The organism is Actinacidiphila rubida, from assembly GCF_900110255.1.
In the GTDB taxonomy this organism is placed as follows: domain Bacteria; phylum Actinomycetota; class Actinomycetes; order Streptomycetales; family Streptomycetaceae; genus Actinacidiphila; species Actinacidiphila rubida.
In genome coordinates this window covers 53,089-77,992 of sequence record NZ_FODD01000019.1, presented here as the reverse complement: position 1 = coordinate 77,992, position 24,904 = coordinate 53,089, and the positions used below count along the sequence as shown (strand labels likewise).

Annotated in this window: 16 protein-coding genes and 1 riboswitch; of the genes, 8 read left to right on the top strand and 8 right to left on the bottom strand. The window is 74.7% G+C overall.

Annotated elements, in window-relative coordinates; all coding sequences use genetic code 11:
• Nucleotides 1-233 precede the first annotated feature (233 nt).
• Nucleotides 234-1,061 (top strand): hypothetical protein, encoded by an 828-nt coding sequence (locus BMW99_RS19840; protein ID WP_069467790.1) that lies wholly within the window; start codon nt 234-236, stop codon nt 1,059-1,061.
• A gap of 128 nt (nt 1,062-1,189) precedes the next feature.
• Here BMW99_RS19840 and BMW99_RS19835 read toward each other — a convergent pair whose 3' ends face one another.
• Nucleotides 1,190-2,701, bottom strand: a complete 1,512-nt coding sequence (locus tag BMW99_RS19835) for a cell division protein PerM (RefSeq protein ID WP_075017251.1) — start codon at nt 2,699-2,701, stop codon at nt 1,190-1,192.
• 149 nt (nt 2,702-2,850) lie between these two features.
• Here BMW99_RS19835 and BMW99_RS19830 point away from each other — a divergent pair, with 149 nt between their 5' ends.
• Nucleotides 2,851-4,701, top strand: coding sequence for a hypothetical protein (locus BMW99_RS19830; RefSeq protein ID WP_075017250.1), 1,851 nt, complete (start codon nt 2,851-2,853; stop codon nt 4,699-4,701).
• 93 nt (nt 4,702-4,794) lie between these two features.
• On the opposite strand, the gene sucD is transcribed toward BMW99_RS19830, so the two are convergent.
• The 5 genes from sucD to BMW99_RS19805 form a co-directional block, all read right to left on the bottom strand.
• Nucleotides 4,795-5,679, bottom strand: coding sequence for a succinate--CoA ligase subunit alpha (gene sucD / locus BMW99_RS19825; protein WP_069463868.1), 885 nt, complete (start codon nt 5,677-5,679; stop codon nt 4,795-4,797).
• Between the two features lie 26 nt (nt 5,680-5,705).
• On the bottom strand, nt 5,706-6,884 hold the full coding sequence (gene sucC / locus BMW99_RS19820) for an ADP-forming succinate--CoA ligase subunit beta (RefSeq protein WP_069463867.1): 1,179 nt from the start codon (nt 6,882-6,884) through the stop codon (nt 5,706-5,708).
• A 295-nt stretch (nt 6,885-7,179) separates the two neighbouring features.
• Nucleotides 7,180-8,364 carry a VWA domain-containing protein gene (locus BMW99_RS19815; RefSeq protein WP_069463866.1) on the bottom strand — a complete coding sequence of 395 codons (1,185 nt, stop codon included), beginning with the start codon at nt 8,362-8,364 and terminating at the stop codon, nt 7,180-7,182.
• Nucleotides 8,357-10,903: a DUF5682 family protein gene (locus BMW99_RS19810; RefSeq protein ID WP_075017249.1), complete on the bottom strand. Its 2,547-nt coding sequence runs from the start codon at nt 10,901-10,903 to the stop codon at nt 8,357-8,359. Before BMW99_RS19810 ends, BMW99_RS19815 begins: the two co-directional genes overlap by 8 nt.
• Nucleotides 10,900-12,024, bottom strand: coding sequence for an ATP-binding protein (locus BMW99_RS19805; RefSeq protein WP_075017248.1), 1,125 nt, complete (start codon nt 12,022-12,024; stop codon nt 10,900-10,902). Before BMW99_RS19805 ends, BMW99_RS19810 begins: the two co-directional genes overlap by 4 nt.
• Nucleotides 12,025-12,172: 148 nt before the next feature.
• Between BMW99_RS19805 and BMW99_RS19800 the strand changes: the two genes are divergently transcribed.
• Both BMW99_RS19800 and BMW99_RS19795 read left to right on the top strand, forming a co-directional pair.
• Nucleotides 12,173-13,525 carry an SWIM zinc finger family protein gene (locus BMW99_RS19800; protein WP_069466521.1) on the top strand — a complete coding sequence of 451 codons (1,353 nt, stop codon included), beginning with the start codon at nt 12,173-12,175 and terminating at the stop codon, nt 13,523-13,525.
• 770 nt (nt 13,526-14,295) lie between these two features.
• On the top strand, nt 14,296-15,936 hold the full coding sequence (locus tag BMW99_RS19795) for a DUF5691 domain-containing protein (RefSeq protein ID WP_075017247.1): 1,641 nt from the start codon (nt 14,296-14,298) through the stop codon (nt 15,934-15,936).
• 49 nt (nt 15,937-15,985) lie between these two features.
• Here the strand turns inward: BMW99_RS19795 and BMW99_RS19790 are convergent, their stop codons facing one another.
• Nucleotides 15,986-16,399 (bottom strand): cobalamin B12-binding domain-containing protein, encoded by a 414-nt coding sequence (locus BMW99_RS19790; RefSeq protein ID WP_069466725.1) that lies wholly within the window; start codon nt 16,397-16,399, stop codon nt 15,986-15,988.
• A gap of 327 nt (nt 16,400-16,726) precedes the next feature.
• Here BMW99_RS19790 and BMW99_RS19785 point away from each other — a divergent pair, with 327 nt between their 5' ends.
• Together BMW99_RS19785 and BMW99_RS19780 are read left to right on the top strand one after the other, a co-directional pair.
• Entirely contained in the window at nt 16,727-17,704 is a 978-nt protein-coding gene (locus BMW99_RS19785) for a lipase family alpha/beta hydrolase (RefSeq protein ID WP_107485387.1), read from the top strand.
• 139 nt (nt 17,705-17,843) lie between these two features.
• Nucleotides 17,844-19,412 carry a M23 family metallopeptidase gene (locus BMW99_RS19780; RefSeq protein WP_069462731.1) on the top strand — a complete coding sequence of 523 codons (1,569 nt, stop codon included), beginning with the start codon at nt 17,844-17,846 and terminating at the stop codon, nt 19,410-19,412.
• A 94-nt stretch (nt 19,413-19,506) separates the two neighbouring features.
• Here BMW99_RS19780 and pcrA read toward each other — a convergent pair whose 3' ends face one another.
• A complete protein-coding gene (gene pcrA / locus BMW99_RS19775; RefSeq protein ID WP_069462730.1) occupies nt 19,507-22,065 on the bottom strand; it encodes a DNA helicase PcrA in 2,559 nt (852 codons plus the stop codon).
• A gap of 241 nt (nt 22,066-22,306) precedes the next feature.
• Between pcrA and BMW99_RS19770 the strand changes: the two genes are divergently transcribed.
• Together BMW99_RS19770 and BMW99_RS19765 are read left to right on the top strand one after the other, a co-directional pair.
• Entirely contained in the window at nt 22,307-23,455 is a 1,149-nt protein-coding gene (locus BMW99_RS19770) for a C40 family peptidase (protein WP_069462729.1), read from the top strand.
• 140 nt (nt 23,456-23,595) lie between these two features.
• Nucleotides 23,596-23,753, top strand: a riboswitch (cyclic di-AMP (ydaO/yuaA leader).
• An 8-nt stretch (nt 23,754-23,761) separates the two neighbouring features.
• Entirely contained in the window at nt 23,762-24,799 is a 1,038-nt protein-coding gene (locus tag BMW99_RS19765) for a C40 family peptidase (protein ID WP_069462728.1), read from the top strand.
• Nucleotides 24,800-24,904 lie beyond the last annotated feature (105 nt).

The window sequence follows — 24,904 nt, the reverse complement described above, 5'->3', positions numbered from 1 at the left end:
GGTGCGGGCGGCCACTGGCGGGGGCTCCCTCGAGGCGGTGCGGTATTGGACGATCGTACGATGCGGGGGCCGTTCGAATTCCGGGGAACCCTACGAGGCCGCCGACCGTCAGCAACGATACCGGCACTCAGGACGGCCCCCGCGGGACGGGGGAGCGCGCGGACGGTAGCGTCTGGCGGAGAATGGAAGTTCGTACGGGGCAGTCACTGACCGGAGGAGTCGAGCCCAAGGGAATGGCGCATCACATCATGAGCAGCGGCAGCTACCGACTTGTGCTGCGCGCGCCCGAGGGCGATCAGCGGGACAACCCGTTCGCGCCGCCGCCCGCGGGGGCGCCGGACCGGCCCTGGCAGCCGCGGCAGCCGGAGAACCCGTCCGGGGAGGGCGGCGACCGGGGAGGCTCCGGTGACGGGTCTCCGTCCGGAGGGGACTCCACCGGCGACGGCTCCTCCCCCGACCCGCAGGGCGGCCCGCCGCCTCCACCGCCCCCGGCATGGGGCAGCCAGTGGAGCAGCCGGCAGCCGCAGTCCGGGCGGCCGGACCCGTTCGCGCGCCGCCCGCAGAACCAGGACGCGCCGAACGGCCCGCAGGGCAACGGCCCCCGGTTCGACCCGACGGACCCGGCGCACCGCCGGTCCCGCTACGCGCTGGTGTGCGGCGGCTGGGGCCTGATCTTCGCGCTCCTCGGCTGGACCGCGATCGGCCTGCTGCTGGGCGCGCTCGCGCTGTACTGGGGCATCAGCGCGCTGCGGATGTCCCCGGAGGACCGCGCGTCCGCCAGGTCGGCGGCGGCGTCCGCGCTGGCCGACGCGACGCAGTCGCCCCGGCCCGCGCCGCCGGCCCCCGGCCCGGACGCGCAGCGCTCCTTCCTCACCGCCGCGTGGACCGGTGTGGTGACCAGCGCGGTGGCCCTGGCGATCGTCGCCGCGACGTACGGCTTCCAGTTCGCGTACCGCGACTACTACACGTGCAAGTCGGACGCGCTCACCCAGCCCGCCGCGCACGCCTGCACGAAGCTGCTCCCCACTCCCCTGCGCGACCTCCCCGCTTTCCGCCAGTAGCCCGTAGCCCCACCCGCACCGCCCCGAGGCCCCGCCCACCATCAGGTGCGCGGGGCCTCGGGCTGGTGCGGGCACCCCGCCCGCACGCCACCACCGCCGCCAGGGCTGCGGGCCGCCGTCGTGGCGGGTCAGTCGGGGGTGGTGGTGGGGGCCGTGGGCGGGATCGGGGGGAGGGGCGGGGGGAACGGTGGGGGCGTCGGCCACGGAAGGGGGTCCGCGGGGGGAGGGAGGGGGACGGGGGTCGGCACGGGGGACGGCGGAGGTGCGGCGCGACGGAAGGCCGGGAGGGCGGGCAGCGCCGGGCGGGGGATCGAGGGGACCCGGGGGCGCCACGCGTGGGCGGGGTGCGCGACGTGCCAGGAGAGGGCGAGCGCCCCGGGGACGGCGAGGGCCAGCACCCACGCCGCGGCCGCGGACCCGGTCAGCCACCACGTGGGGCCGAACGTCGCGAGCACGTCGTCGCCGAGCGCGCCGCCCGCCCACGCCGCGGCGACCGCGAGCCCCACCCCGTGCAGCAGTGCCGCTCCACACGTCACCCGGACCGTCCGCCACAGGCCCAGGCCCGCGCCGCCCGCGCACCAGGCGACCGCGCCCGCGGCGGCCGCCGGAACCGCCAGCGTCGCCCAGCCGAGCACGCCGCCGCCTCCGGTTCCCGGCAGCGCCGCGAGCAGCGGGAACGACGGCAGCAGCGGGTACCCGGACGCTCCCGCGGGAGCGACGACGCTGCCCGCGCCGACGCAGAACCCGGTGCCGAGCGCGTACGACGCCGCCCACACCGCGAGGTTCGGCGTGAGCGCGGCGGCGAGCAGCAGGACCGCGATGCGGCCCGAGCCGGGGCCGCTGAGCCGGCCGTAGGTCTGGGCGACCGCGCCGCCGTGCCAGGCCAGCGCGGCCCCGCCCAGCAGCGCGCCGCCGCCGAGCAGGACGCCGCACCCGACGGCCGCGGCCCGCAGCGCCGCCGCGGCCTCCTCCGCGTACCCGCGGGGCAGCGGGAGCCACGAGGCGAGCGGGGGCCGCCCGCATCCGGACCACGCCCCGCACGCCACGGCCACCGCCGCGAACAGCGGCACGTACGGCACGCTGAGCGGTGCGACGCGGATCGGGCCGGAGGACGCGTAGGCGGCGGCGACCGCGGCGACGGTCAGGTACCCGGCCAGCACCCACCCGGCGACGGTGACGGCCCGGCGCACGTCGGGCGGCTCGTCCGCGCCGGATCGGCCGCCGTCCGGACGGGTGTCACCGGAATCACCCGCGGCGTCCGCCGCCCCGTCCTCGCCGCCCCGCTCCCCCGCGATCGCCGACGACGTCCCGCGGTACAGCAGCCACGCGGGGACGACGCTGAGCAGCAGCGGAACGAGCGCGACGGGCGCGGGGTCGCCGGACGCCGTGCCGGTGCGGACGAGTTCCGCGCCCTGCGCGAGCAGCCACAGCGCGGCGGTGAGGTGCAGCGCGCCGCCGAGCCCGCTGTCGGGGTAGGGCGAGCCGATCCACAGCAGCAGGACGGTCACCGCCGGCACGCCGAGGCCCAGCCCGGCGGCGGCGACGCCCGCGGTGAGCGCGGACACCCGTTCCGAGGCCCACCGCGCGTGCGGTCGCGGGGTCACGGCATGGGCCTGGCGGGAGTCGGTGGTGTGCGTCACGGCGTCCCATGCTGCCAAGAACACCCGTTTCGCCCCGGCAGCGCGCGAAAGGTCGTCGTGTCGCCCAGCATGAACCTTATGTGTCTTTTTTTCCGACCATCGGATGCTCCGACAGCCGCCTGCCCGCCCGGTGTCGAAGGAGTGCCGCGATGAGCCCCCGGAGGAAGCGGCACAGCGACGGCGGCGCCGACGCCCCGCCCGCCAGGAGCAGCAGGGCCGCTCCGGGTGGTGCCCCCGCGCCGGGCGCCGCGGCGCCCCCCGGCAGGGCCCAGCCCGAGGCGACGCCGGCCGTCGAGGCGGGCGCGCGTCCGGCGCACCGAGGGCGGGCGCCCGGCCCGCAGCACACCCCGGCGGCCGCGCCCGGCGCGCGCGCCCACGTGCTGGCCGCTCGCGCGTACCACCCGGTGGCGGCGGCGTACCGGCCCGTCGAGGCGACCCGCCCGCCGGTCGAGGTGTCCGCGGAGGCGCCCGGCCAGGCGTCCGTGGCGGGACCGGGCAGTGCGCCGCCGCGCCCTCACCCCGCCGCGCGCCCCGAGGGCGACCGGGCCGACGCCGGCCGGCCCCACCAGGCCGACCAGCCCGACCAGCCCGACCGTACGGGCGAGTCCGGCCGGCCGGGCCGCTCCGCGCTCCCCGGCGGCCCGGAAGCCGCCTTCGACGCCCTCTACGTCCGCGGCGCCGGCCCCCTGCTGCGCCAGGTCGAACTGCTCACCGGCGATCCGGTCTTCGCCCGCCACGCCGTGGTGCGGGCGTTCGACCTCGCCTGGCAGCGCTGGCCCGAGGTCGCCCAGGACAGCGACCCGGTGGGCTGGGTGCGGGCGGCGGCGTACGAGTACGCCCTCGCGCCGTGGCAGCGCTGGATCCCGGGCGCCGGCCACCGCCCGCAGCCGCGTGCCGCCGAGGGCTCGCTGGAGGCGGCGCTGCTCGACCTGCCGCCGGCGCACCGCCGGGCCCTGCTGCTCTACGACGGGCTGGGACTCGACCTGCCCGACGCGGCCGCGGAGGTCGAGGCGAGCACGCTGTCGACGGCCGCCCGGATCACCCACGCCCGCGAGGAACTGTCCGCCGCCGGGCCCGAGTCCGCGGAACCGCTGTCGACGCGGCTGGGCGCGCTGCTCGACACCGGGCCGGAGCCGCCGCAGGCACCGGCCGGGGTGCGGGACGCGAGCGAGCGCGGCGCGCGGCACCGCACCGCGGGCGCGTTCGCCCTGACCGGGCTCATCGCGGCGGTCACGCTGGTGGTGGTCGTCGCCGGGCCCGGCACCGGCCGGCACTCGCCCCCGCCGCAGCCGGACGCCCCGGCCCCCGGCCGCCCGCACGCGGCCAACGCCCCCGCGTTCGTCCCGGCGTTCACCCCGCCGTCCGCCCCGCTGGTCACCCCGGGGACCGGCGCCGGCACGCCGCCCGCGGGCCCGCCGTGGGCGCCGCTGGCCCCGCGCGCGGCGACGCCGCCCGCGACACCGCGGGCCACCGGCACGGCCGTGCCGGCCCCGCCCGCCGGGCCGCGGAAGGGCCCGGGCGCGACGGCTCCGGCCCGCACCGGGGGCCACTCCCCCGCGGGTGCCGCCTCGTCCGCCTCGTCCGCACCCTCCGGCCCGCATCCGGCGGCGACCGCGACCACGATGCCGCCCACCACCCGGGTCGAGGTCCCGCTCCGGTCCACCCCGCCCCCGCACGGCTCCGCGACGGCGGCAGCGACAGCGCCGGGGCCGGGGCTGGGGTCTGGGCCGGGGCTTGCCGGCACGGCGGCCGCGAACCCGTCGGCGGCCGCACCGCACGCGCCGGACCTCCGCACCCGGCCGCGGACGCCCGGCCCGGACGCGACCGGTCCCGACGGAAACGGCGCGGACACCGGCGCGGGCGGCGCCGTGGGCACGGGTCTCGGCGGTCCGCAGCCGGCCGGGGGCGCCGCCGGCGCGGCCGCCCGGCTCGACCCGCTCACCCCGGTCACGCCCGGGGCCACCGCATCCCACGCGAACGGCGCGAGCCCGTCCCCGTGAGGGGACGGGCTCGCGCCGTTCGCGGTGCTCAGCGCGCGCGGCCGGGGACGCCGTCCCCTGCCGTGAGCGCGGCTGCGCGCAGGTGCCGCGGCATCAGCCGCCGAGGATGTCCCGGGCCAGACGCGCGGTCTCGGACGGCGTCTTGCCGACCTTGACGCCCGCGGCCTCCAGGGCCTCCTTCTTCGCCTGGGCGGTGCCGGAGGAACCGGAGACGATGGCGCCGGCGTGGCCCATGGTCTTGCCCTCGGGCGCGGTGAAGCCCGCGACGTAGCCGACGACCGGCTTCGTCACGTTCTTCTCGATGAACGCCGCGGCACGCTCCTCGGCGTCGCCGCCGATCTCACCGATCATCACGATCAGGTCGGTGTCGGGGTCGGCCTCGAACGCGGCGAGCGCGTCGATGTGCGTGGTGCCGATGATCGGGTCGCCGCCGATGCCGACCGCGGTCGAGAAGCCGATGTCGCGCAGCTCGTACATCATCTGGTACGTCAGCGTGCCGGACTTGGAGACCAGGCCGATGCGGCCCGGCTTCGTGATGTCGCCCGGGATGATGCCGACGTTCGACTGGCCCGGGGTGATGATGCCGGGGCAGTTCGGGCCGATGATGCGGGTCTTGTTGCCCTTCTTGCCGGCGTACGCCCAGAACGCCGCCGAGTCGTGCACGGCGATGCCCTCGGTGATGACGACGGCCAGCGGGATCTCCGCGTCGATGGCCTCGACGACGGCGTCCTTGGTGAACTTCTCCGGCACGAAGATGACGGAGACGTCGGCGCCGGTCTTCTCGATGGCCTCCTTGACGGTCCCGAACACGGGTACCTCGGTGCCGTCGAAGTCCACGGTCTGCCCCGCCTTGCGCGGGTTGACGCCGCCCACGACGTTGGTGCCGTCACCGAGCATGAGGCGGGTGTGCTTCATGCCCGTGGCGCCGGTCATGCCCTGGACGATGACCTTGCTGTCCTTGTTGAGCCAGATAGCCATGGTGGTGTGAGTCCTCGTCCTTGTGCTTACTTGGCGGCGGCCAGCTCGGCGGCCTTGTCGGCCGCGCCGTCCATGGTGTCGACGCGCTGCACCAGCGGGTGGTTGGCGTCGGTGAGGATCTTCCGGCCCAGCTCGGCGTTGTTGCCGTCGAGGCGGACGACGAGCGGCTTCTCGACCTTCTCGCCGCGGTCCTCCAGGAGCTTGAGCGCCTGGACGATGCCGTTGGCGACCTCGTCGCACGCGGTGATGCCGCCGAAGACGTTGACGAAGACCGAGCGCACGTCCGGGTCGCCCAGGATGATCTCCAGGCCGTTCGCCATGACCTGCGCGGACGCGCCGCCGCCGATGTCCAGGAAGTTGGCGGGCTTCACGCCGCCGTGCGCCTCGCCGGCGTAGGCGACGACGTCCAGGGTGCTCATGACCAGGCCGGCGCCGTTGCCGATGATGCCGACCTCGCCCTCCAGCTTGACGTAGTTGAGGCCCTTCTCCTTGGCGGCCGCCTCGAGCGGGTTGGCGGCGGCCAGGTCGTGCAGCTCCGCGTACTCGGGGTGGCGGAACTCGGCGTTGTCGTCGAGCGACACCTTGCCGTCGAGGGCGATGACCTCGCCGGAGGCGACCTTCGCCAGCGGGTTGACCTCGACCAGGAGGGCGTCCGACTTGATGAAGGTGTCCCACAGGCTGACCAGCACCGCGGCGACCTTGTCGGCGACCTCGGCCGGGAACTTGGCGGCCGCGGCGATCTCGCGGGCCTTGGCCTCGTCCACACCGTCGATGGCGTCGATCGCGATCTTCGCGACGGCCTCGGGACGGTTGGCCGCCACCTCCTCGATCTCCATGCCGCCCTCGACGGAGGCGATGGACAGGAAGGTGCGGTTCGCCCGGTCCAGCAGGAAGGAGACGTAGTACTCCTCCAGGATCTCCGGGGCCGTCTCGGCGATCATCACCTTGTGGACCGTGTGGCCCTTGATGTCCATGCCGAGGATGTCCGTCGCACGCGCGACGGCCTCGTCCGGAGTGGCGGCCAGCTTCACGCCGCCCGCCTTGCCGCGGCCGCCCACCTTGACCTGGGCCTTGACAACCGACTTGCCGCCGAGACGCTCGGTGATCTCGCGCGCCGCCTCAGGCGTGTCGATGACTTCACCGGCCAGCACCGGTACCCCGTGCTTGGCGAAGAGGTCCCTCGCCTGGTACTCGAACAGGTCCACGCGCGTCCGTCTCCCTTTTCCCTGGTATTCCTGGATTTTCCCTGGATGTCAGGGCTTCGCAGGCTGCTGCCGCCAGTGGTACAGCGCTGCCTGGTCTGCCTGGGCGTGCCGCTACGGGCAGGGCGACTGCACTGTCACAAGGGAAGCGCACACGGTGACCGAGTACGCGGCATGTCCGTCTTGCAGGTTATCGCCGCGGGCCGTGGGGGCCTAAATCGCGACTGGCATGAGAGCGGTGAGAACGGTCACAGCCTGCGCACCTTCACAGATCGCACCCCTGTCCGACGGCCGCCCGTCACGCTTCGGGCACCGGGAGCGGGCGCTTCTCTATCGCGGCCGCCATGACCTCGGGGAAGAGGTCGGGCGTGCAGGCGAAGGCGGGCGCGCCGAGGGCGGCGAGCGCCGCCGCGTGCTCCCGGTCGTACGCGGGCGCGCCCTCGTCGCTGAGCGCGAGCAGCGCCACGAACTGCACCCCGGCCGCCTTCATCGCCGCCACCCGTTTGAGCATCCCGTCCCGGATGCCGCCCTCGTAGAGGTCGCTGATCAGCACGACGACGGTGTCCGCGGGCCGGGTGACCAGCGACTGGCAGTAGGCCAGCGCCCGGTTGATGTCGGTGCCGCCGCCCAGCTGCGTGCCGAACAGCACGTCGACGGGGTCGTCGAGCTGGTCGGTCAGATCGACCACGGCGGTGTCGAAGACGACCAGTTTGGTCGCGATGGACCGCATCGAGGCGAGGACCGCGCCGAAGACGGAGGCGTAGACGACGGACGCGGCCATCGAGCCGGACTGGTCGATGCACAGCACCACGTCCTTCTTCACCGACTGGTCCGCCCGGCCGTAGCCGATCAGCCGCTCCGGCACGATCGTGCCGTGCTCGGGCAGGTAGTGGCGGAGGTTGGCGCGGATGGTGCGGTCCCAGTCGATGTCCCGGTGGCGGGGGCGGCTGACCCGCGCGGAACGGTCGAGCGCGCCGGTGAGGGTGGCCCGGGTGCGGGTCGCGAGCCGCTTCTCCAGGTCCTCGACGACCTTGCGCACCACGGCCCGTGCGGTCTCCCGGGTGGTCTCGGGCATCGCCTTGTTCAGCGACAGCAGGGTGCCGACGAGGTGGACGTCGGCCTCCACCGCCTCCAGCATCTCGGGTTCCAGCAGCAGCGCGGACAGCCCGAGCCGGTCGATGGCGTCGCGCTGCATCACCTGCACGACGGAACTGGGGAAGTAGGTGCGGATGTCGCCGAGCCAGCGGGCGACCTGCGGCGCGGAGCCGCCCAGGCCGGCGGACCGGTCGGCGCCACGGCCGGGCGCGGTGCCGCCGCCGCGACCGCCGCCGTAGAGGGCGGCCAGGGTGCGGTCCATCGCGGCGTCCCGCCCGGACAGTTCGCAGCCGGTGCCGTCGGCGCCGCCGCCGAGCACGAGCCGCCAGCGCCGCAGGCGTTCCGCGGCGGCGTCCCGCACGTCCTGAACATCCCGAACGTCAGTCATCTCCCAGTTCCCCCAGATCCGTTGTGGTGAGCGTGCCCAGCAGCAGCCGGACGGTGTGGGCGGCGGCGTCGGCGCGGCGGTCGTCCAGGTCCGCGCCGAACCCGGGCAGCCCCGCGTCGGCCGGGCCGGTGCCGCGGCGGGCCACCGCGGGGCCGCGGCGCACCAGTTCGCCGACGCTGCGCCGCACGCCGGGCTCGAAGTCGGAGAACGTGCGGCGCAGCAGCGGCAGGACGTCGGTGAACGACTCCCCGGACACCCCGGCCAGCCATCCGTCGATCAGGGCCAGCAGCCGCTCGTCGTGGACGAGCAGGATGCCGCCGCCGGCCAGGAACCCCTCGATCCACGCGGCGGCCTCGCCCGGCGGGGTGCCGGGCGACAGGGCGAGGCCCATCAGCCGCGCGGCCTCGGCGGCGTCCAGCCGGCCGTCGTCCATCAGCAGGCGGGCGGCGGCGCCGCGCAGCAGGCCGGGTATCGACTCGTCCCGCTCGGCCAGCGTCCGCAGGACCGCGGCCCAGCGGTCGCGCAGTTCCCGTGCTGGGTCGGGGCCGGGAGCCGCCGCCGTCGCCGCTGGCGCGTCCGGGCCGGGCAGCAGGCCGATCGCGCGGTGCACCTCGTCCAGATGGGTCCGCAGGGAGCGGGCCGCGTCGGCGTCGAGGCCGGTGCACGCGGCCGGGAAGCCGACGCAGATCCGCTGCGCCAGCCCGTGGGCCACGGTGCCGAGCGCCGCGGAGTCGGTGCCGCGGACGTCGCCGTAGCGGACCGCGCGCACCAGCGCGGGCAGCGCCGCGGCCAGGTGCGCGACGTCGGCGTCGAGCGCGGCACGGTCGGCGAGGACCCGCATCACGGTGGGCAGCGCGCCGGACAGACCGGCCGGCAGGCACTGCTCGGCGACGGCGGTGACCTCGGCGAGCGTGGTGGCGTGCACCGCGAGGTCCTCGGCGCGGGCGCTCGCCGCGGACTCCACGGTGGTGCCCCAGATCCCGGCCTCGGCGACCTGGATCGCGGCCTCCGGCTCCCATCGCAGCCGCCATGCCTCACGGAAGGTGCCGTGGCCGTTGCGCCCGGCGGCGGGTTCGCCCCAGCCGATCCGCAGCAGGCGCAGCCGGTGCAGCAGACGGCTGCGGGCCGCGTCCAGGTCCTTGCGCAGGTCCAGCTCCAGCTCGCGTTCCAGCGCTTCCGGCTTGAGGCGCAGCGCGCGCTGCTCGCGGGCCAGGTCGCGGGCCAGCGGGACGGCCGGCGCGTCGGGCGGGACCTCGCCGAGCACGTCGCCGACGACCAGCCGGTCCTGGATCAGGGCCAGCGGCACGTCCGAGCCGTCGCACATCACCGCGCGGATCGCGTCGGTGGTCTCGCCGAGGCCGGCGAGCGGCCGGCCGCGCATCGCGGCGAGGGTGTCGGCCAGGCGCACCGCCTCGATGACGTGTGCGGACGACACCGGGTAGTCCTCCTCGCGCAGGAGGCCGGCGACCTTCGTCATCCACCGCGTGACGGGGCGGTCCGGGGCCGTGAACAGGTGCCGGTACCAGCCCGGCGAGTCGATGCCCGCGCCGTAGCCGCTGGCCCGGGCGAGCCGGCGGTGCGTCCACGGTACCCAGGTGGTCTCGACCTTGACCTTGGGCAGGCCCTTGAGCAGTGCGCGGTCCGCGGTGGCGGTCGTCTTCGCGGCCAGCGCCGGGACGTGCCAGGCCCCGCACACCACGGCGGTGCGGGCGTGGGCGCGGCGGGCCTCGCGGACGCGCAGGCGCATGTGGGCCTCGCGCACGGGGTCCCGGGTGTGCCCGCCGTCGCCGTACGTCTCCCGGAGCGCGGTCATCGCCTCGGCGAGCGCGGCGAACGGGGCGAGGGCCGCGGCCCGGCGCTCCTCCTCCGCGCCTTGCGCGTCGGCAGTCGTGCCGGTCGCGCCGTCAGCTCCGTCCGTGCCGCTGGAGTGCCCCGCCGCCGTGCGGTGTTCGACCGCGTCCTCCCACCAGCGCTCCGGGTCCTCGTAGCCCGCGGTCCGCGCGAGGACGGCCAGCGGGTCGATGCGGACCGCGGCGACCGGATCGTCGTCCGAGCCCGTGCCGGGGTCGCTCCCGCCCTCCGCCGCTCCGTCCCCCTCGTCGCCCGCCGCGTCCGCGCCGGTGCCGGCGATGTCCGGTGCGGCCGGGACGTGTTGAGCGTCGGGGGCGGTGGGCGACGGGTCCGCGCCGTCGTCGGCCTCGGCGTCACGCAGGGCGAGGGTGTGCGCGGCGGGCAGGTCGACGAAGCGGACCTCGGCACCCGCCTTGGCGGCCCACCGCAGCGCCACCCACTCCGGGGAGAACTCGGCGAACGGCCAGAACCCGGCGCGGGCCGGCTCGTCCACGACGTGGGCGAGCAGCGCCACCGGCGGCCGCATGGCCGGGTCCCCGGCGAGCGCCGTCAGCGCGTCGGCCTCCGGCGGCCCCTCGATCAGCACGCACTGCGGCCGGTACGCGTCCAGCGCGGCCCGCACCGCCCGGGCCGAGCCGGGGCCGTGGTGGCGCACGCCCAGCAGCAGGAGGTCGTCGTCCGCGGTCATGCCGACACCTCGCGGCAGGCGCGGTAGAAGTCCTTCCACCCCTCCCGCTCGCGCACGACCGTCTCCAGGTACTCCTGCCACACGAGGCGGTCCGCGGCCGGGTCGCGGACGACCGCGCCGAGGATGCCCGCGGCGACGTCGCCGGCGCGCAGCACGCCGTCGCCGAAGTGGGCGGCCAGCGCGAGGCCGTTGGTGATCACGGAGATCGCCTCGGCCGTGGAGAGCGTGCCCGACGGGGACTTGACCTTCGTCCGGCCGTCCTCGGTGATGCCGCCGCGCAGCTCACGGAAGACCGTCACCACCCGGCGGATCTCGTCGGTGCCGTGCGGCACGGCCGGCAGGTCCAGGCTCGTGCCGATCTGGCCGACGCGGCGCGACACGATGTCGACCTCGTCCTCGGCGGACGCGGGCAGCGGCAGCACCACCGTGTTGAAGCGGCGGCGCAGCGCGCTCGACAGGTCGTTGACCCCGCGGTCGCGGTCGTTGGCGGTCGCGATCAGGTTGAAGCCGCGCACCGCCTGCGTCTCGGTGCCCAACTCCGGTATCGGCAGCGTCTTCTCGGACAGGATGGTGATCAGGGTGTCCTGGACGTCGGCCGGGATGCGGGTCAGTTCCTCGACGCGGGCGATGCGGCCCTCGGCCATCGCGCGCATCACCGGACTGGGTACCAGGGCCGCCCGGCTCGGGCCGTGCGTCAGCAGCTGCGCGTAGTTCCACCCGTAGCGGATGGCCTCCTCCGGCGTGCCTGCGGTGCCCTGCACCAGCAGCGTCGAGTCGCCGCTGACGGCCGCGGCCAGGTGTTCCGACACCCACGTCTTGGCGGTGCCCGGCACGCCGAGCAGCAGCAGCGCGCGGTCGGTGGCCAGGGTCGTGACGGCCACCTCGACGATGCGGCGCGGGCCGACGTACTTCGGCGTGATCACCGTGCCGTCCGGCAGCGTGCCGCCGAGGAGGTAGGTGGCGACGGCCCACGGCGACAGGTTCCAGCGGGACGGGCGCGGGCGGTCGTCCGTCGCGGCGAGCGCGGCGAGCTCCGCCGCGAAGGCGGATTCCGCGTGCGGCCGCAGTGCCTGTTCCGTGCCGCTCCCGGCACTCGTCAGGGCACTCGTCGATTCGGGCATGGCTCTCCCCCACTCACTCCGGGACCGGGTCGGCCCGGGCTCGTCCGTTGCTGATCTCCACGATGCACCCGGCCACTGACAATTCGTCACCGACAGCGATCCGGGCAGGTGGGAGCGATTGTCAGAGGGGCGATCTACCGTCGTGGGCATGGAGACGGAAGCACGGTGGACGGCGGATCAGGTGCTCGCGCTGGCGCCTGACGCGGCATCACGGAAAGCGGGCGCCAGGCTCGCGACGCCCGCGCCGTGGTCCGGCACCGGGGTGGCGGGCACGGCGGTGTGGGGCCTGTGCAAGGGGAGCGGCAGCACGCCGTACCAGACGGTGGTGGACATCGGCGGTCCGGCGTTCCGCTGCTCCTGCCCGAGCCGCAAGTTCCCCTGCAAGCACGCACTCGGGCTGTTGCTGCTGTGGTCGGAGGGGGACGCGGGACCGATAGCGGCCGCGGCCGAGCCGGAGTGGGTGGAGCAGTGGACGGCCGCCCGGCGCAAGAAGGCGGAGTCGCAGGCGTCGACGGCGGCGGGTGCGCCGGCGAAGGCGGGCGGGCCGGCCGATCCGGAGGCCGCCAGACGCCGGGCGGACCGCCGGGCGGTGCGGGTCGAGGGCGGCGCGGCCGAGTTGGAGCAGCGGCTCGCCGATCTGCTGCGCGGCGGGCTGGCCGGGGCGGACCGCGACGGCTACCGGCAGTGGGACGAGATCGCGGCGCGCATGGTGGACGCGCAGGCGCCGGGACTCGCCTCGCGCGTCCGGGAGTTGGGCACGGTGCCGGCCGGCGGGGGCGACTGGCCGTCGCGGATGCTGGAGGAGACGGCGCTACTGCACCTGCTGGCCCGCGGCTATCTGGGCCGCGAGCGGCTGCCCGACCCGCTCGCCGGAACGGTGCGGTCGAGAGTCGGATTCACCGTGGACAGCGCGGAGTTGCTGGCCGGGCCGACGGTGCGTGGCCACTGGCTGGTGCTCGCCCAGTACGACATGGCGGACGACCGGCTGACCACCCGGCGCATATGGCTGTACGACGAGGCGGCCGGGCGGTTCGCGCTGCTGCTGTCGTTCGGTGCGGCGGGGCGGGCGCCGGAACTGGTGCTGCCGGTGGGCGCGGTGATCGAGGCGGAGGTGGCCTACTACCCGTCGGCCCTCCCGCTGAGGGCGGTGCTGGGCACGCAGCACGGCACCGCCCGCCGGGCGGAGGCGGTGCCGCGGGGCGTGCCGGTCGCGGCCGCGCTCGACTCCTACGGCGCGGCGCTCGCGGACGACCCCTGGCTGGACGCGTGGCCGGTGCTGCTCGGGGACGTGGTGCCGATACCGGGCGATGCGAGGTGGCAGGTCGCCGACGCGACGCGTGAGGACGCGATCCCGCTCGCGGGGTCCGCCCCCCAGTGGCGCTTCGCCGCGCTCTCGGGCGGCCACCCGCTCACCGCCTTCGGCGAGCTCGGCCCCACGGGCTTCCGCCCCCTCACCGCGTGGACCCCCAGCAGCCCCACACCGACCCCGCTGACGCCGTGAACAACCGGCCTCTCGCCTGGCCAGGTCGACCTACCGGCCGCCCGGGACACCTTGAGGGACCGGGGCACGGCCCGACACCCCCCGTGAGCGACGGGACGTCCCCGCACCAAGAGGGTCGCGCAGCGAAGGACGGCCACGCGGGGCGACGCGGGAAGGGGGCGCGGCCCTCAACCGGGTGACGGCACCCGACGGCGCCGCACCGCGCGGGGAGCACGCGGCGGATGCCCGCCCGCCAGGGCGGGTTCGGCACCGGGTGGCACGCGGCGGCCACACGCCACGGAGAGGGGAAGAGGGCGCGCGGCCCTCAACCGGCCCCACGGCAACCGGCCGTGAAGGCAGGGGACGACAGGCGACGGCGCCGCACCGCGCGGCGGACGCCCGCCCACCAGGGCGGGTTCGGCACCAGGTGGCACGCGGCGGCCACGCGCCGCCACGCGGGAAGAGGGCGCGCGGCCCTCAACCGGCCCCACGGCAACCGGCCGTGAAGGCAGGGGACGACAGGCGAAGGGCGCCGCACCGCGCGGCGGGTGCCCGCCCGCCACGGCGGGTTCGGCACCACCTGGTGGCCACGCGATGGCGACGCGCCGCCACGCGGGAAGAGGGCGCGGCCCTCAACCGGGTGACGGCACCCGACGGCGCCGCACCGCGCGGGGAGGCAAACACCGCCCGCCAGGGCGGTTCGGCACTGCCGGACGGTGCCGCGGTGGCGGGGAAGGAAAGGCGGAGGGCTGGAAGTGCCGGTGGGTGCGGGGTCGGTTGGCAGGAGCGGGATGGTGGATGGAGGGGTGGGCGTGGGGAGTTGGGACGACCTGGTGGGGAGTGCGCTGCTGGGGACGGAGCGGCGGCGGCCGGTAGGGGTGGTCGGGGACGCGGAGGAAGCGGCGGTGGCGCTGCTGGACGCCGCGGCGAGCGGGGTGGTGCGGCGGCGCGCGGGGGTGCGGCCCGGGGTGGCCGGGGAGCGGCCGCCCGTCGCGCCGGCGGACCGGCGGCCCGAGCTGCCGGAGGCGGCCCGGCGCCGGCTGGGGATGCTGCTGGTCGACCGGACGGCGGACGCCGCACGGGGCCGGCGCGGATCCGCGCCGAATCTCGCCGAGCTGCTGCCGCAGTGGCTGGCGGCGGCCCGCCGCGAGGGCTTCGCCGCGCCGCCGGCGCTGCTGCCCGCGCTGCTGGACGCGGCCCGCGCCCGTACCGACCTGCGCGCGGACGCCCTGGCGCTGGCGGGCCCGCGCGGCCTGTGGCTGGCCGCGCTCAACGCGGACTGGAAGTTCGCGCTGCGCGCCGGCCAGGGCGCGGTGCAGGCGACGGACGGAGACGTCCGCACGCTGTGGGAGGAGGGCCTGTTCGCCGAACGCATCGCCCTGCTGACGCGGCTGCGGCTGGCCGATCCCGCCGCGGCCCTGGCCCTGCTCGACGGGTCGTGGCGCACCGAACGCGCCGAGGACCGGCTGATGTTCCTGGACGCGCTGCGCACCGGGCTGTCCGCCGCGGACGAGGAGTTCCTGGAGCAGGCGCTGTCGGACCGCAGCCGCAACGTCCGGACGACCGCCGCGGAGCTGCTGTCGGCGCTGCCCCGCTCCGCGCTGGCCGCGCGGATGGCGGAACGGGCGCGCAGCTGCGTGTCGCTGGGCCCGGACGGCATCACGGTGGAGGCGCCGTACGCCTGCGACCCGGCGATGGAGCGGGACGGCGTCGCCGCGAAGGCCCCCAGCGGCCGGGGTGAACGCGCCTGGTGGCTGGGCCAGTTGGTGGACTCGGCACCGCTGTCGGCGTGGCCGGACCGGTTCGGCGGCCGCAGCCCGGAGGAGATCGTCGCGCTGCCGGTGCTGGACGACTGGCAGTCCGACCTGCACGCCGCGTGGTGCCGGGCCGCGGTGCGGCAGCGCGACGCGGGGTGGGCGCGGGCGCTGCTGGGTCCGCCGCCGAAGCCGGCCGCACCGGTCACCGCGGTCGGGGACCCGGCGAAGCTGCTGTCGGTGCTGCCCGCCGCGGAGCGTGCCGAGTGGGTCGCGCGGTTCATCGCGGCGAACGGCCTGTCGGAGGCGTTCCAGATGCTCGGGGTCTGCGCGGTGCCGTGGACGCGCCCGCTGGGCCGCGCGGTGGTGGACGCGCTGGACATCGCACGGGAGGGCGGCAGCTACCCGTGGAGCTTCAGCGGGGTGATGGGCCTGGCGGAGCGCTGCCTGGATCCGGACGCGGTCGAGCAGGTCGCGGTGCTGAGCGCGGCCGCGGAGGAGCCGCCGGACGGTTCGCCGGGGGCGAGCACGTACTGGTCGGAGGCGTTCCAGCGGCTCACCGGCACCATGCGGCTACGCGCCGTGATGCTGGCCGAGCTGCGGGGCACACCACCGGGCGACGGGAACCCCGGCACAGCCGGCACACCCGGCATACCTGGGGCGCCCGGAACACCCTGACCCGGTCACGTGGAGTGACCGGGCGGCGACGGCGGTGGAACGGGGGCGCTCAGGCGTCGGCAGGGTGCCGCACGTTGGCGTTGACCCAGGTGACGACGTCGGCGGTGGACGTCCCGGGCGTGAAGATCGCGGCGACACCCAGCTCCTTGAGCGGCGGGATGTCGGCCTCGGGGATGATGCCGCCGCCGAAGACCTTGATGTCCTCCGCGTCGCGCTCCTTGAGCAGCGCGATCACCTTGGCGAAGAGCGTCATGTGCGCGCCGGACAGGATCGACAGGCCGATCGCGTCGGCGTCCTCCTGGATCGCGGTGTCGACGACCTGCTCGGGCGTCTGGTGCAGCCCGGTGTAGATGACCTCCATGCCGGCGTCGCGCAGCGCCCGCGCGATGACCTTCGCACCGCGGTCGTGGCCGTCGAGACCCGGCTTGGCGACCACGACGCGGATCGGTCCGGTCACTCCCATCACTGCCTCCATGGGTACGGCTGCTGCGCAGCACGGCGTGAACGAACGTTATCGCCCGGGCCTGGGGCGCGTCAGTTTTACGGGACGCGGCGAGGGGGAAATCACATAGGAGAGACAGTCGACGGAACGCAGGTCCGCCGCGGTCCACCACGGCACGGGACGCCGGGACCGCACCGGACCTGCGAGCTTCCTCGAAGAGCCGCTGTCAGGACGCCGCATCTCCGCGCTCTCAGCCGCAGGGCGCGGGATGCGGCCTCCGCTCCGGCTTCCGCCGAGAGCGGTCCGCGGGTCGATGACGACCCCGGTGCCGCTGACGGGAGGTGGGCCATGGCCGCCAAGCCGCCGGGGGCCGAGCCGGGTGGTGAAGAACCGGGCAGCAGTTTCCTGGGGCACGGAGCCGGACTGGTCCGTGCCACCGCCATCGATCTGGCCGTGCTCGCCGGGCACGTCCTGCTCTATCCGACGGGGATCCTCCCCGAGCGCTCGCACGCCCCGCACGAACGGCGACCCGACGGGCCGCACGACGGCGCCGCGGGACGCCCGGGCCCGGCCCCCGGCACCGACGGCCCCCCGCCGCCCCCCGCCGTGCCGCTGGACGGCGATCCGCGGACCGGCGCCCCCGCGTCGCCGGAGTCCCGGTCCCGCAGGCCCCAGGCCCGCCGGGGCCCTGCGGCCGGTTCCCGGCCGCCGGTGCTCCTGGTGCACGGTTTCGTGGACAACCGCTCCGCCTTCGCCCTGCTGCGCCGCTCCCTGCAGCGCAACGGCTGGACGCAGGTCCAGGCCGTCAACTACTCACCGCTCACCTTTGACGTACGCACGGCCGCCGCCGTGCTCGGGACGCACATCGAACGGATCTGCGAGGAGACGGGCGAGCGGCGGGTGGACATCGTCGCGCACAGCCTGGGCGGGCTGATAGCGCGCTACTACGTGCAGTGCCTGGGCGGTGACACCCGGGTGCGGACCCTGGTCACGCTGGGTACGCCGCATGGCGGGACCCGTGCCGTCCCGGCCCTCACCCCGCACCCGCTGGCCCGGCAGATGCGCCCGGGCTCGCCGGTGCTGGAGGAGCTGGCGGCCCCCGCGCACCGCTGCCGGACGCGTTTCGTGGCGTTCTGGAGCGACCTGGACCAGCTGATGATCCCCGTGGAGGCGGCGCGCCTCGAACACGCGGACCTGTCGGTGAAGAACATCAAGGTCACCGGTATCGGGCATCTCGCCCTCCCGGTGAACGGCACGGTGGCCGCCGAGATCCGCCGCGAGCTGGCGGGAGGACCCGCGCGGCCGGGCGCGGCCGACGCCGCATAACGGACACGTAACGGTCGAATATCGACCGAACACCGGGCAAGCCGGACGCCAGGTCCTCGGGAGAGATTGTCGCGGCCGGGCACGGAGGGCTACAGTCGCCGCTAATTCTCCTGCTGCCGAGGCGAAAGAGAAGCTGTCGGTGAACGAAGGTCCCCCGTCGGGGTATACCCCCGACTACGACGCCTACGGGTACGACCCTTATTCCACGGGCTCCTACCAGACCGTCGGCACCGTCTTCGCCGATGACGCCACCGGCGCCTACGCGATCCCGCAGCAGTACTCGCCGTTCCCCGGCCAGACCCAGGCGCAGGCCCCGGTCCAGGGCTACGGCTACCCGTACGACCCGGGCGCCACACAGTCCTGGGACACCGGCGGCCACGCGGGCTACGACCCGTACGCGTACGGCCAGCCGCAGGTCCAGCCCCAGGTCCAGGCGCCGACGGTGGCCGGCACCGGCTACTACGACACCGGCACGTTCACCACGTTCCCGCAGGCCCAGCCGCTGCAGCAGCCGCAGCAGCAGGACTGGGACTCGGGCGCGTATCCGACGTACGGCTACGGATACGGGTACGGCTACGACGCCTCCGGCGACACCGGCATGTACGAGCAGCTCCCCCCGGACTACGGGCAGGGGCAGGGACAGGGCCACGCCCAAGGACAGCACGGCCAGCCCGGCCACCCCGGCCAGCAGCAGCACGTCCAGCAGCAGCCGGCGCCCGGGTACGACACGGGCGGCTACGCGGTGGACGACCTGTACGCCGGCGATCCCTACGCCGGGGACCCGTACGCCGGGCACCACGTTCCCGGCGGCGCCGGGGCCGAGGGTTCCGTCGACGACGCCGCCCGCTACGACACGGCGTCCGACGACGACCTCCTGGACGAGGACTACGCGGCCGCCTCCCTGCACGACGAGCCCGCGGCCCGCCACGACTACGCGAGCGACGGCTACTCCGCGGACGGGTTCACCGACGGCGAGCCCGCGGCGCGCAGCCGCCGCCGCAAGCCCGCGAAGCGCTCCGCGCTGCTGACGGTCGCCGTGCCGTCGGTGGCCGTGATGGGCGTGGCGGCGGTCGGCGCCGCGGCGGTCGCCGGAGTGGGCATGGCCCAGGGCTCCGGCAGCACGGCCCAGGCCGACGCGTCGGCCCACGCGCCGACGCAGCAGCTCGACCGCCAGCTGACCGGTGCGAGCCGCGACGCCGGCGACTTCGCGACCCGCGCCAACCGCTCCCAGGAGCGGCTGGACCTGAAGGAGCGCCAGGCCGCGGCGAAGCAGGCCGCGCAGGCGGCGGCGGCCCGCAAGGAGGCGCTGCGGCCGAAGTTCGTGCTGCCGGTGACGCAGAAGGGCCTGAGCGCGTACTTCGGTCAGGCCGGCGTCAACTGGATGGCGCTGCACACCGGCATCGACTTCCCGGTCCAGGTGGGCACCCCGGTGATGGCGGTGACGGACGGCACGGTCCGCACGCAGTGGAACCCCTCGTACGGCAACATGGCGATCGTCACCGCGCCCGACGGCACCGAGACCTGGTACTGCCACCTGAGCAGCACCAAGATCCGGTCGGGGTCGGTGAAGGCCGGCACGGTCATCGCCTACTCGGGCAACACCGGCAACACCACGGGCCCGCACCTGCACCTCGAGGTCCGCCCGCACGGCGGGTCCCCGATCGACCCCCTGCCGTGGCTCCTCGCGCACGGCCTCGACCCGCGCTGAGCCAGGCCGTCACGCCCGGCCCGCGGGCGCTCACCTCCGCCCCGGGTCGCGGTCCCGCGCGCGGGACCGCGACCGGACGCCGGGCCGGCGCGTCCTACAGCTTCTCGACGGGCGCGTAGCGCAGCAGCAGCTGCTTGGGCCGCTCGTCCCCGAAGTCGATGGTGGCCTTCTCGTCGCCGGGGCGTCCGGTGACCGCGACGACCGTGCCCAGGCCGAACTGGTCGTGGGTGACGCGGTCGCCGACGGCCAGTGAGATCACCGGCCGGTCGCCGGACCGGCGGGTGGCGAAGCCGCCGGAGCCCGAACGGCCGCGCGCGGCCAGCGTGGACGACAGCGACGCCGCCGCCTTGGACACCGCTCCGTCCCCGCCGCCGGAGCGCGAGCCGAAGCCCCCCGACGGGGACCCGCCGGTGCGCTTCCACTCGATGAGGTCGTCCGGGATCTCCTCCAGGAACCGCGACGGCGGGTTGTAGGACGGCTGGCCCCAGGCGCTGCGCATCGTCGCGCGGGTCAGGTAGAGGCGCTCGCGGGCGCGGGTGATGCCGACGTACGCCAGCCGCCGCTCCTCCTCCAGCTCCTTGACCTGGCCGAGCGCGCGCATGTGCGGGAAGACGCCGTCCTCCATGCCGGTCAGGAACACCACGGGGAACTCCAGGCCCTTCGCGGTGTGCAGGGTCATCAACGTGATGACGCCCCCGGACTCCGCGTCCTCGTCCGGGATCTCGTCGGAGTCGGCGACCAGCGCGACGCGTTCCAGGAACTCCGCCAGGGTGCCGCCGCCGTCCTCGCCCCGATCCTGCTCGAACTCCAGTGCCACAGCGGCGAGTTCCTGAAGGTTCTCGACGCGGGTCTCGTCCTGCGGATCGGTGGACGCCTGCAACTCCGCCAGGTAGCCCGTGCGTTCCAGCACGGCCTCCAGGACGACCGCGGGGCCCGCGCCGGACTCCACGACGGTGCGCAGCTCGTCCATGAGCGTGTTGAAGCGCCTGACGGCGTTCGCGGACCGGGCGGCCATGCCGTACGCCTCGTCGACCCGGCGCAGCGCCTGCGCGAAGGAGATCCGCTCGCGCTGCGCCAGCGCGTCGACCATCGCCTCGGCGCGATCGCCGATGCCGCGCTTGGGGACGTTGAGGATGCGGCGCAGCGGCACGCCGTCCTCGGGGTTGGCCAGCACCCGCAGGTACGCCAGCACGTCCCGGACCTCGCGCCGCTCGTAGAAGCGCACCCCGCCGACGACCTTGTAGGGCAGGCCGACGCGGATGAACACCTCCTCGAACACGCGGGACTGGGCGTTGGTGCGGTAGAAGACCGCGACGTCGCCGGGGCGGGCCTGGCCGGCGTCGGTGAGCCGGTCTATCTCGTCGGCGACGAACTGCGCCTCGTCGTGCTCCTGGTCGGCGACGTAGCCGGTGATGACCGGCCCGTCGCCGGACTCGGTCCACAGGTTCTTGGCGCGGCGGCCGGCGTTGCGCTCGATGACGGCGTTGGCCGCGGTCAGGATCGTCTGCGTGGAGCGGTAGTTCTGCTCCAGCAGGATCGTGCGGGCCTGCGGGTAGTCCTCCTCGAACTGGAGGATGTTGCGGATGGTGGCGCCGCGGAACGCGTAGATCGACTGGTCGGCGTCACCCACCACGCACAGCTCCGCGGGCGGCGGCAGCGGTGCGGCGGTCCCGCCGTCCTCCGCACCCTCGGTGCCGCCGTCCTCCTCGCCCTCCGCGCCCTCGGCGGGCTCGGTGCCGACCAGCTCGCGGACCAGCGTGTACTGGGCGTGGTTGGTGTCCTGGTACTCGTCGACCAGGACGTGCCGGAAGCGCCGCCGGTAGTGCTCGGCGACGTCCGGGAACGCCTGCAGCAGGTTGACCGTGGTCATGATGATGTCGTCGAAGTCCAGCGCGTTGGCCTCGCGCAACCGCGACTGGTACAGCGTGTACGCCTCGGCGAGCTTCTTGTCGAAGGGGTTCTCGGCCTGGGCGGCGAAGGTCTCCTCGTCGATGAGCTCGTTCTTGAGGTTGGAGATCTTGGCGCTGAACGACTTCGGCGGGAACTGCTTGGGGTCCAGGTCCAGGTCGCGCTGGCAGACCAGGGCCATCAGGCGCTTGGAGTCGGCGGCGTCGTAGATCGAGAACGACGAGGTGAAGCCGAGCCTCTTCGACTCGCGGCGCAGGATGCGCACGCACGCGCTGTGGAACGTCGACACCCACATGGCGCCGGCCCGCGGGCCGACCAGCTGCTCCACCCGCTCCTTCATCTCGCCGGCGGCCTTGTTGGTGAAGGTGATCGCCAGGATCGAGCCGGGGTGCACGTGCCGGGCGTACAGCAGGTACGCGATGCGCTGGGTGAGCACACGGGTCTTGCCGGAGCCGGCGCCGGCCACGATGAGCAGCGGTCCGCCGGAGTGCTCCACGGCGGCGCGCTGCTGCGGGTTGAGGCCCTCCAGCAGCTGCGCGGGGTCCACGGCGGGACGGGCGGCGCCGTCGCGGTAGTGGGCGTCACGGGCCGGCGGCGGGCGGTCGAACCGGTCGCCGAACAGGCCCTCCGGCTCGTGGTCCGGTGTGTCGTGCTCCCCGTCCGGTGGCGGGGGCGGTCCGTCGTCGGACGGGCCGTGGGCCGCGTCGAGGCCGGCCAGGAAGCTGTCGTCAAAGAGGCTGCTCATCGCCTCCTGAGTCTAGGCCGCTCCGCCGACAGTCCGTCCCGGTTCATGCCCGGTTCACCGGGCCGGAACGGCACACGGCCGTGTCCTCCCCAGCACGCTGCGTGACGGCACATCCGTTCGAGCAAAAGATTACGAAAAGGTATCGGGCCTTATCGGACATGGGGCTTCCGCGCGGACCGGCGCCTCGGCTACGTTCCCGCACCAGCCACACCGGTTCGCGTCCGAAAGGAGTCCGCCCGCCATGGCGACGCACCGTAAGGCAAAACCCGCAATTCTCAGCACGACCGGACCACGGGCGGCGGTGGGCATCACCACCGCCGCTCTCGCGACCGTGACGCTGCTGAGCGAGACGGCCAACGCCGCCCCGCCACCGCCGCCGTCCATCGCCGACATCAAGACCCAGGTCGACAAGCTGATGCACCTGGCCGAGGTCGCCACGGAGCAGTACGACGGCGCCAAGGAGCAGGTCGACCAGCAGAACGCCAAGGTCGACAAGCTGCTGGCACAGGTGGCCCGGAGGACCCAGACGCTCAACGACGCCCGCCGGCAGCTCGGCCAGTACGCGGCCGCGCAGTACCGGGGCGGCGGCGACGAGTCGACCACCCGCTACATGCTCTCCGGCAGCCCGCAGGACCTCGTGGACCAGCTGCACCTGACCGACGTCCTGGCGCAGCGGCAGAAGGCGGCCGTCGAGTCGTTCCGCGTGCAGCAGGTCGCCGCGACGCAGCAGCGCGTGGAGGCGGCCAAGAGCCTGACCACGCTCACCGAGCAGCAGGCGAAGCTCAAGGCCGCCAAGCAGGACGTGCAGACCAAGCTCGCCGCGGCCCAGCACCTCCTCAACAGCCTGACCGCGAAGGAGAAGGAGCGGCTGGCCCTGCTGCAGCTCGAACAGGAGCGAGAGGCCCAGCTGGCGGCGGCGAAGATCAAGGCCAGGGAGGCCGCCCAGCAGCTGGCGGCGGCCAAGGCGGCCGCGGCCAAGGCGAAGTCGTCGGGGTCTTCGGGCTCGTCGACGGCTCCGACCACGACCACGCCGTCCAACTCCTCGGTCGCCCAGCAGGCGATCGCCTTCGCCCGCCAGCAGATCGGCAAGCCGTACGTGTGGGGCGCCACCGGCCCCGACTCGTTCGACTGCTCGGGTCTGACGCAGGCGGCCTACAAGGCGGCCGGCATCAACCTGCCGCGCACCACCTACGACCAGGTGAACGTCGGCACCCGGGTCTCGGAGGCGAACCTGCAGCCGGGCGACCTGATCTTCTTCTTCAGCGACGTCAGCCACGTCGGCATGTACATCGGCGGCGGCGAGATGATTCACGCTCCGCACACGGGCACCGTCGTCAAGATCGCGCCGATCACGGAAATGCCCTTCTACGCCGCGGTTCGCCCGTATTGATCCCCTGAACCGCCGTCACGACCCGTAAGATCACGAACCGATTTCGGTCACATTGCGATCCAAACTTCCCAAGAGCCGTATCAGTTGATTACCGTAGCCCGCTAGGTGACCTGCCTCCCGCCGGCGCAAGTGCCGGCAGCACGTCACCTCCGCCTAATCCGGCCGGCGGCCGGAACCGGGGACCCACCAGCAGTAATTGGGGTGAATCGGGACAGACGCCCGCAAGCGTCCGTACCGTAGGGCAGCCTTCCCAGCCCGAACCCGTCAGCTAACCCGGTCGGCGGTCCACGGAAGGAGTCGCCAGCAGTGGCGTCGCACCGCAAGCCGCGTACCCGGATTCTCGCCAGCGCCGCGCCGCGCGCGGCGGTCGGAGTCACCGCGGCGGCACTGGCATCGGTCACCCTGATGAGCGAGACCGCGAACGCGGCACCTGCCAAGCCCTCGATCACCGAGGTCAAGAAGCAGATCGACTCGCTCAACCAGCAGGCCGAGGTGGCCACCCAGCAGTACGACCAGGCCAAGGAGAAGACCTCGGCGGAGCGCGCCAAGGCCAACCAGCTCCTCGAGCAGGTCGCCCAGAAGACGCAGCAGATGAACGAGACCCGGCGCGTGCTGGGCCAGTTCGCCACCGCCCAGTACCGCGACGGCGGCCTGGACCAGACCACGCAGCTGCTCCTGTCCGACGACCCGGAGCAGTTCCTGCAGCAGACGCACATGATGGACCGGCTCTCCACCACGCAGGAAGACGCCCTGCAGACCTTCAAGGTCCAGGAGGAGCAGGCCAACATCCAGCGCGCTCAGGCCACCTCGAGCCTGGACCAGCTGACCAGTGCGCAGAGCAAGCTGGCGACCGAGAAGAAGAACCTGCAGACGAAGCTGGCGGCCGCGCAGAAGCTGCTGAACAGCCTCACCGCGGCGCAGAAGCAGAAGCTCGCCGCGCTGCAGCCGTCGACCTCGGCCGCGACCACCAGCTACACGTACTCCGGTCCGGCGAGCGGACGCGCCGCCGCGGCCATCCAGTTCGCCCTGTCCCAGCGCGGCAAGCCGTACGTGTCCGGCGGTACCGGCCCCAGCTCGTACGACTGCTCCGGGCTGACCCAGGCCGCGTACCGCGCGGCGGGCGTCAGCATCGGCCGCACCACCTGGGACCAGGTCAAGGACGGCGTCGCCGTCTCCCAGGCCGATCTGCAGCCGGGCGACCTGGTGTTCTTCTACTCGGGCATCTCGCACGTGGGCATCTACCTGGGCAACGGGCAGATCGTGCACGCCCCGCACACCGGCGCGACCGTGGAGATCGCGCCGATGAGCTGGATGCCGTTCGCGGCCGCCCGCCGCGTCGCCTGACGCACAGCAGCACAGCAGCAGCCCGGCCGCGCGGTCCGCTCCCCCGGAGCAGGGCCGCGCGGCCGTGCCACGTCCGGAGCACGGCGATGAAGAGGGTGAGCGTGG

Excerpts from the sequence above, each read along its gene's own strand:
- BMW99_RS19840 (WP_069467790.1), top strand. The coding sequence starts at position 234 with ATGGCGCATCACATCATGAGCAGCGGCAGCTACCGACTTGTGCTGCGC.
- BMW99_RS19830 (WP_075017250.1), top strand. The coding sequence starts at position 2,851 with ATGAGCCCCCGGAGGAAGCGGCACAGCGACGGCGGCGCCGACGCCCCG.
- sucD (WP_069463868.1), bottom strand. The coding sequence starts at position 5,679 with ATGGCTATCTGGCTCAACAAGGACAGCAAGGTCATCGTCCAGGGCATG.
- BMW99_RS19815 (WP_069463866.1), bottom strand. The coding sequence starts at position 8,364 with ATGACTGACGTTCGGGATGTTCAGGACGTGCGGGACGCCGCCGCGGAA.
- BMW99_RS19810 (WP_075017249.1), bottom strand. The coding sequence starts at position 10,903 with ATGACCGCGGACGACGACCTCCTGCTGCTGGGCGTGCGCCACCACGGC.
- BMW99_RS19805 (WP_075017248.1), bottom strand. The coding sequence starts at position 12,024 with ATGCCCGAATCGACGAGTGCCCTGACGAGTGCCGGGAGCGGCACGGAA.
- BMW99_RS19800 (WP_069466521.1), top strand. The coding sequence starts at position 12,173 with ATGGAGACGGAAGCACGGTGGACGGCGGATCAGGTGCTCGCGCTGGCG.
- BMW99_RS19795 (WP_075017247.1), top strand. The coding sequence starts at position 14,296 with ATGGTGGATGGAGGGGTGGGCGTGGGGAGTTGGGACGACCTGGTGGGG.
- BMW99_RS19790 (WP_069466725.1), bottom strand. The coding sequence starts at position 16,399 with ATGGGAGTGACCGGACCGATCCGCGTCGTGGTCGCCAAGCCGGGTCTC.
- BMW99_RS19785 (WP_107485387.1), top strand. The coding sequence starts at position 16,727 with ATGGCCGCCAAGCCGCCGGGGGCCGAGCCGGGTGGTGAAGAACCGGGC.
- pcrA (WP_069462730.1), bottom strand. The coding sequence starts at position 22,065 with ATGAGCAGCCTCTTTGACGACAGCTTCCTGGCCGGCCTCGACGCGGCC.
- BMW99_RS19770 (WP_069462729.1), top strand. The coding sequence starts at position 22,307 with ATGGCGACGCACCGTAAGGCAAAACCCGCAATTCTCAGCACGACCGGA.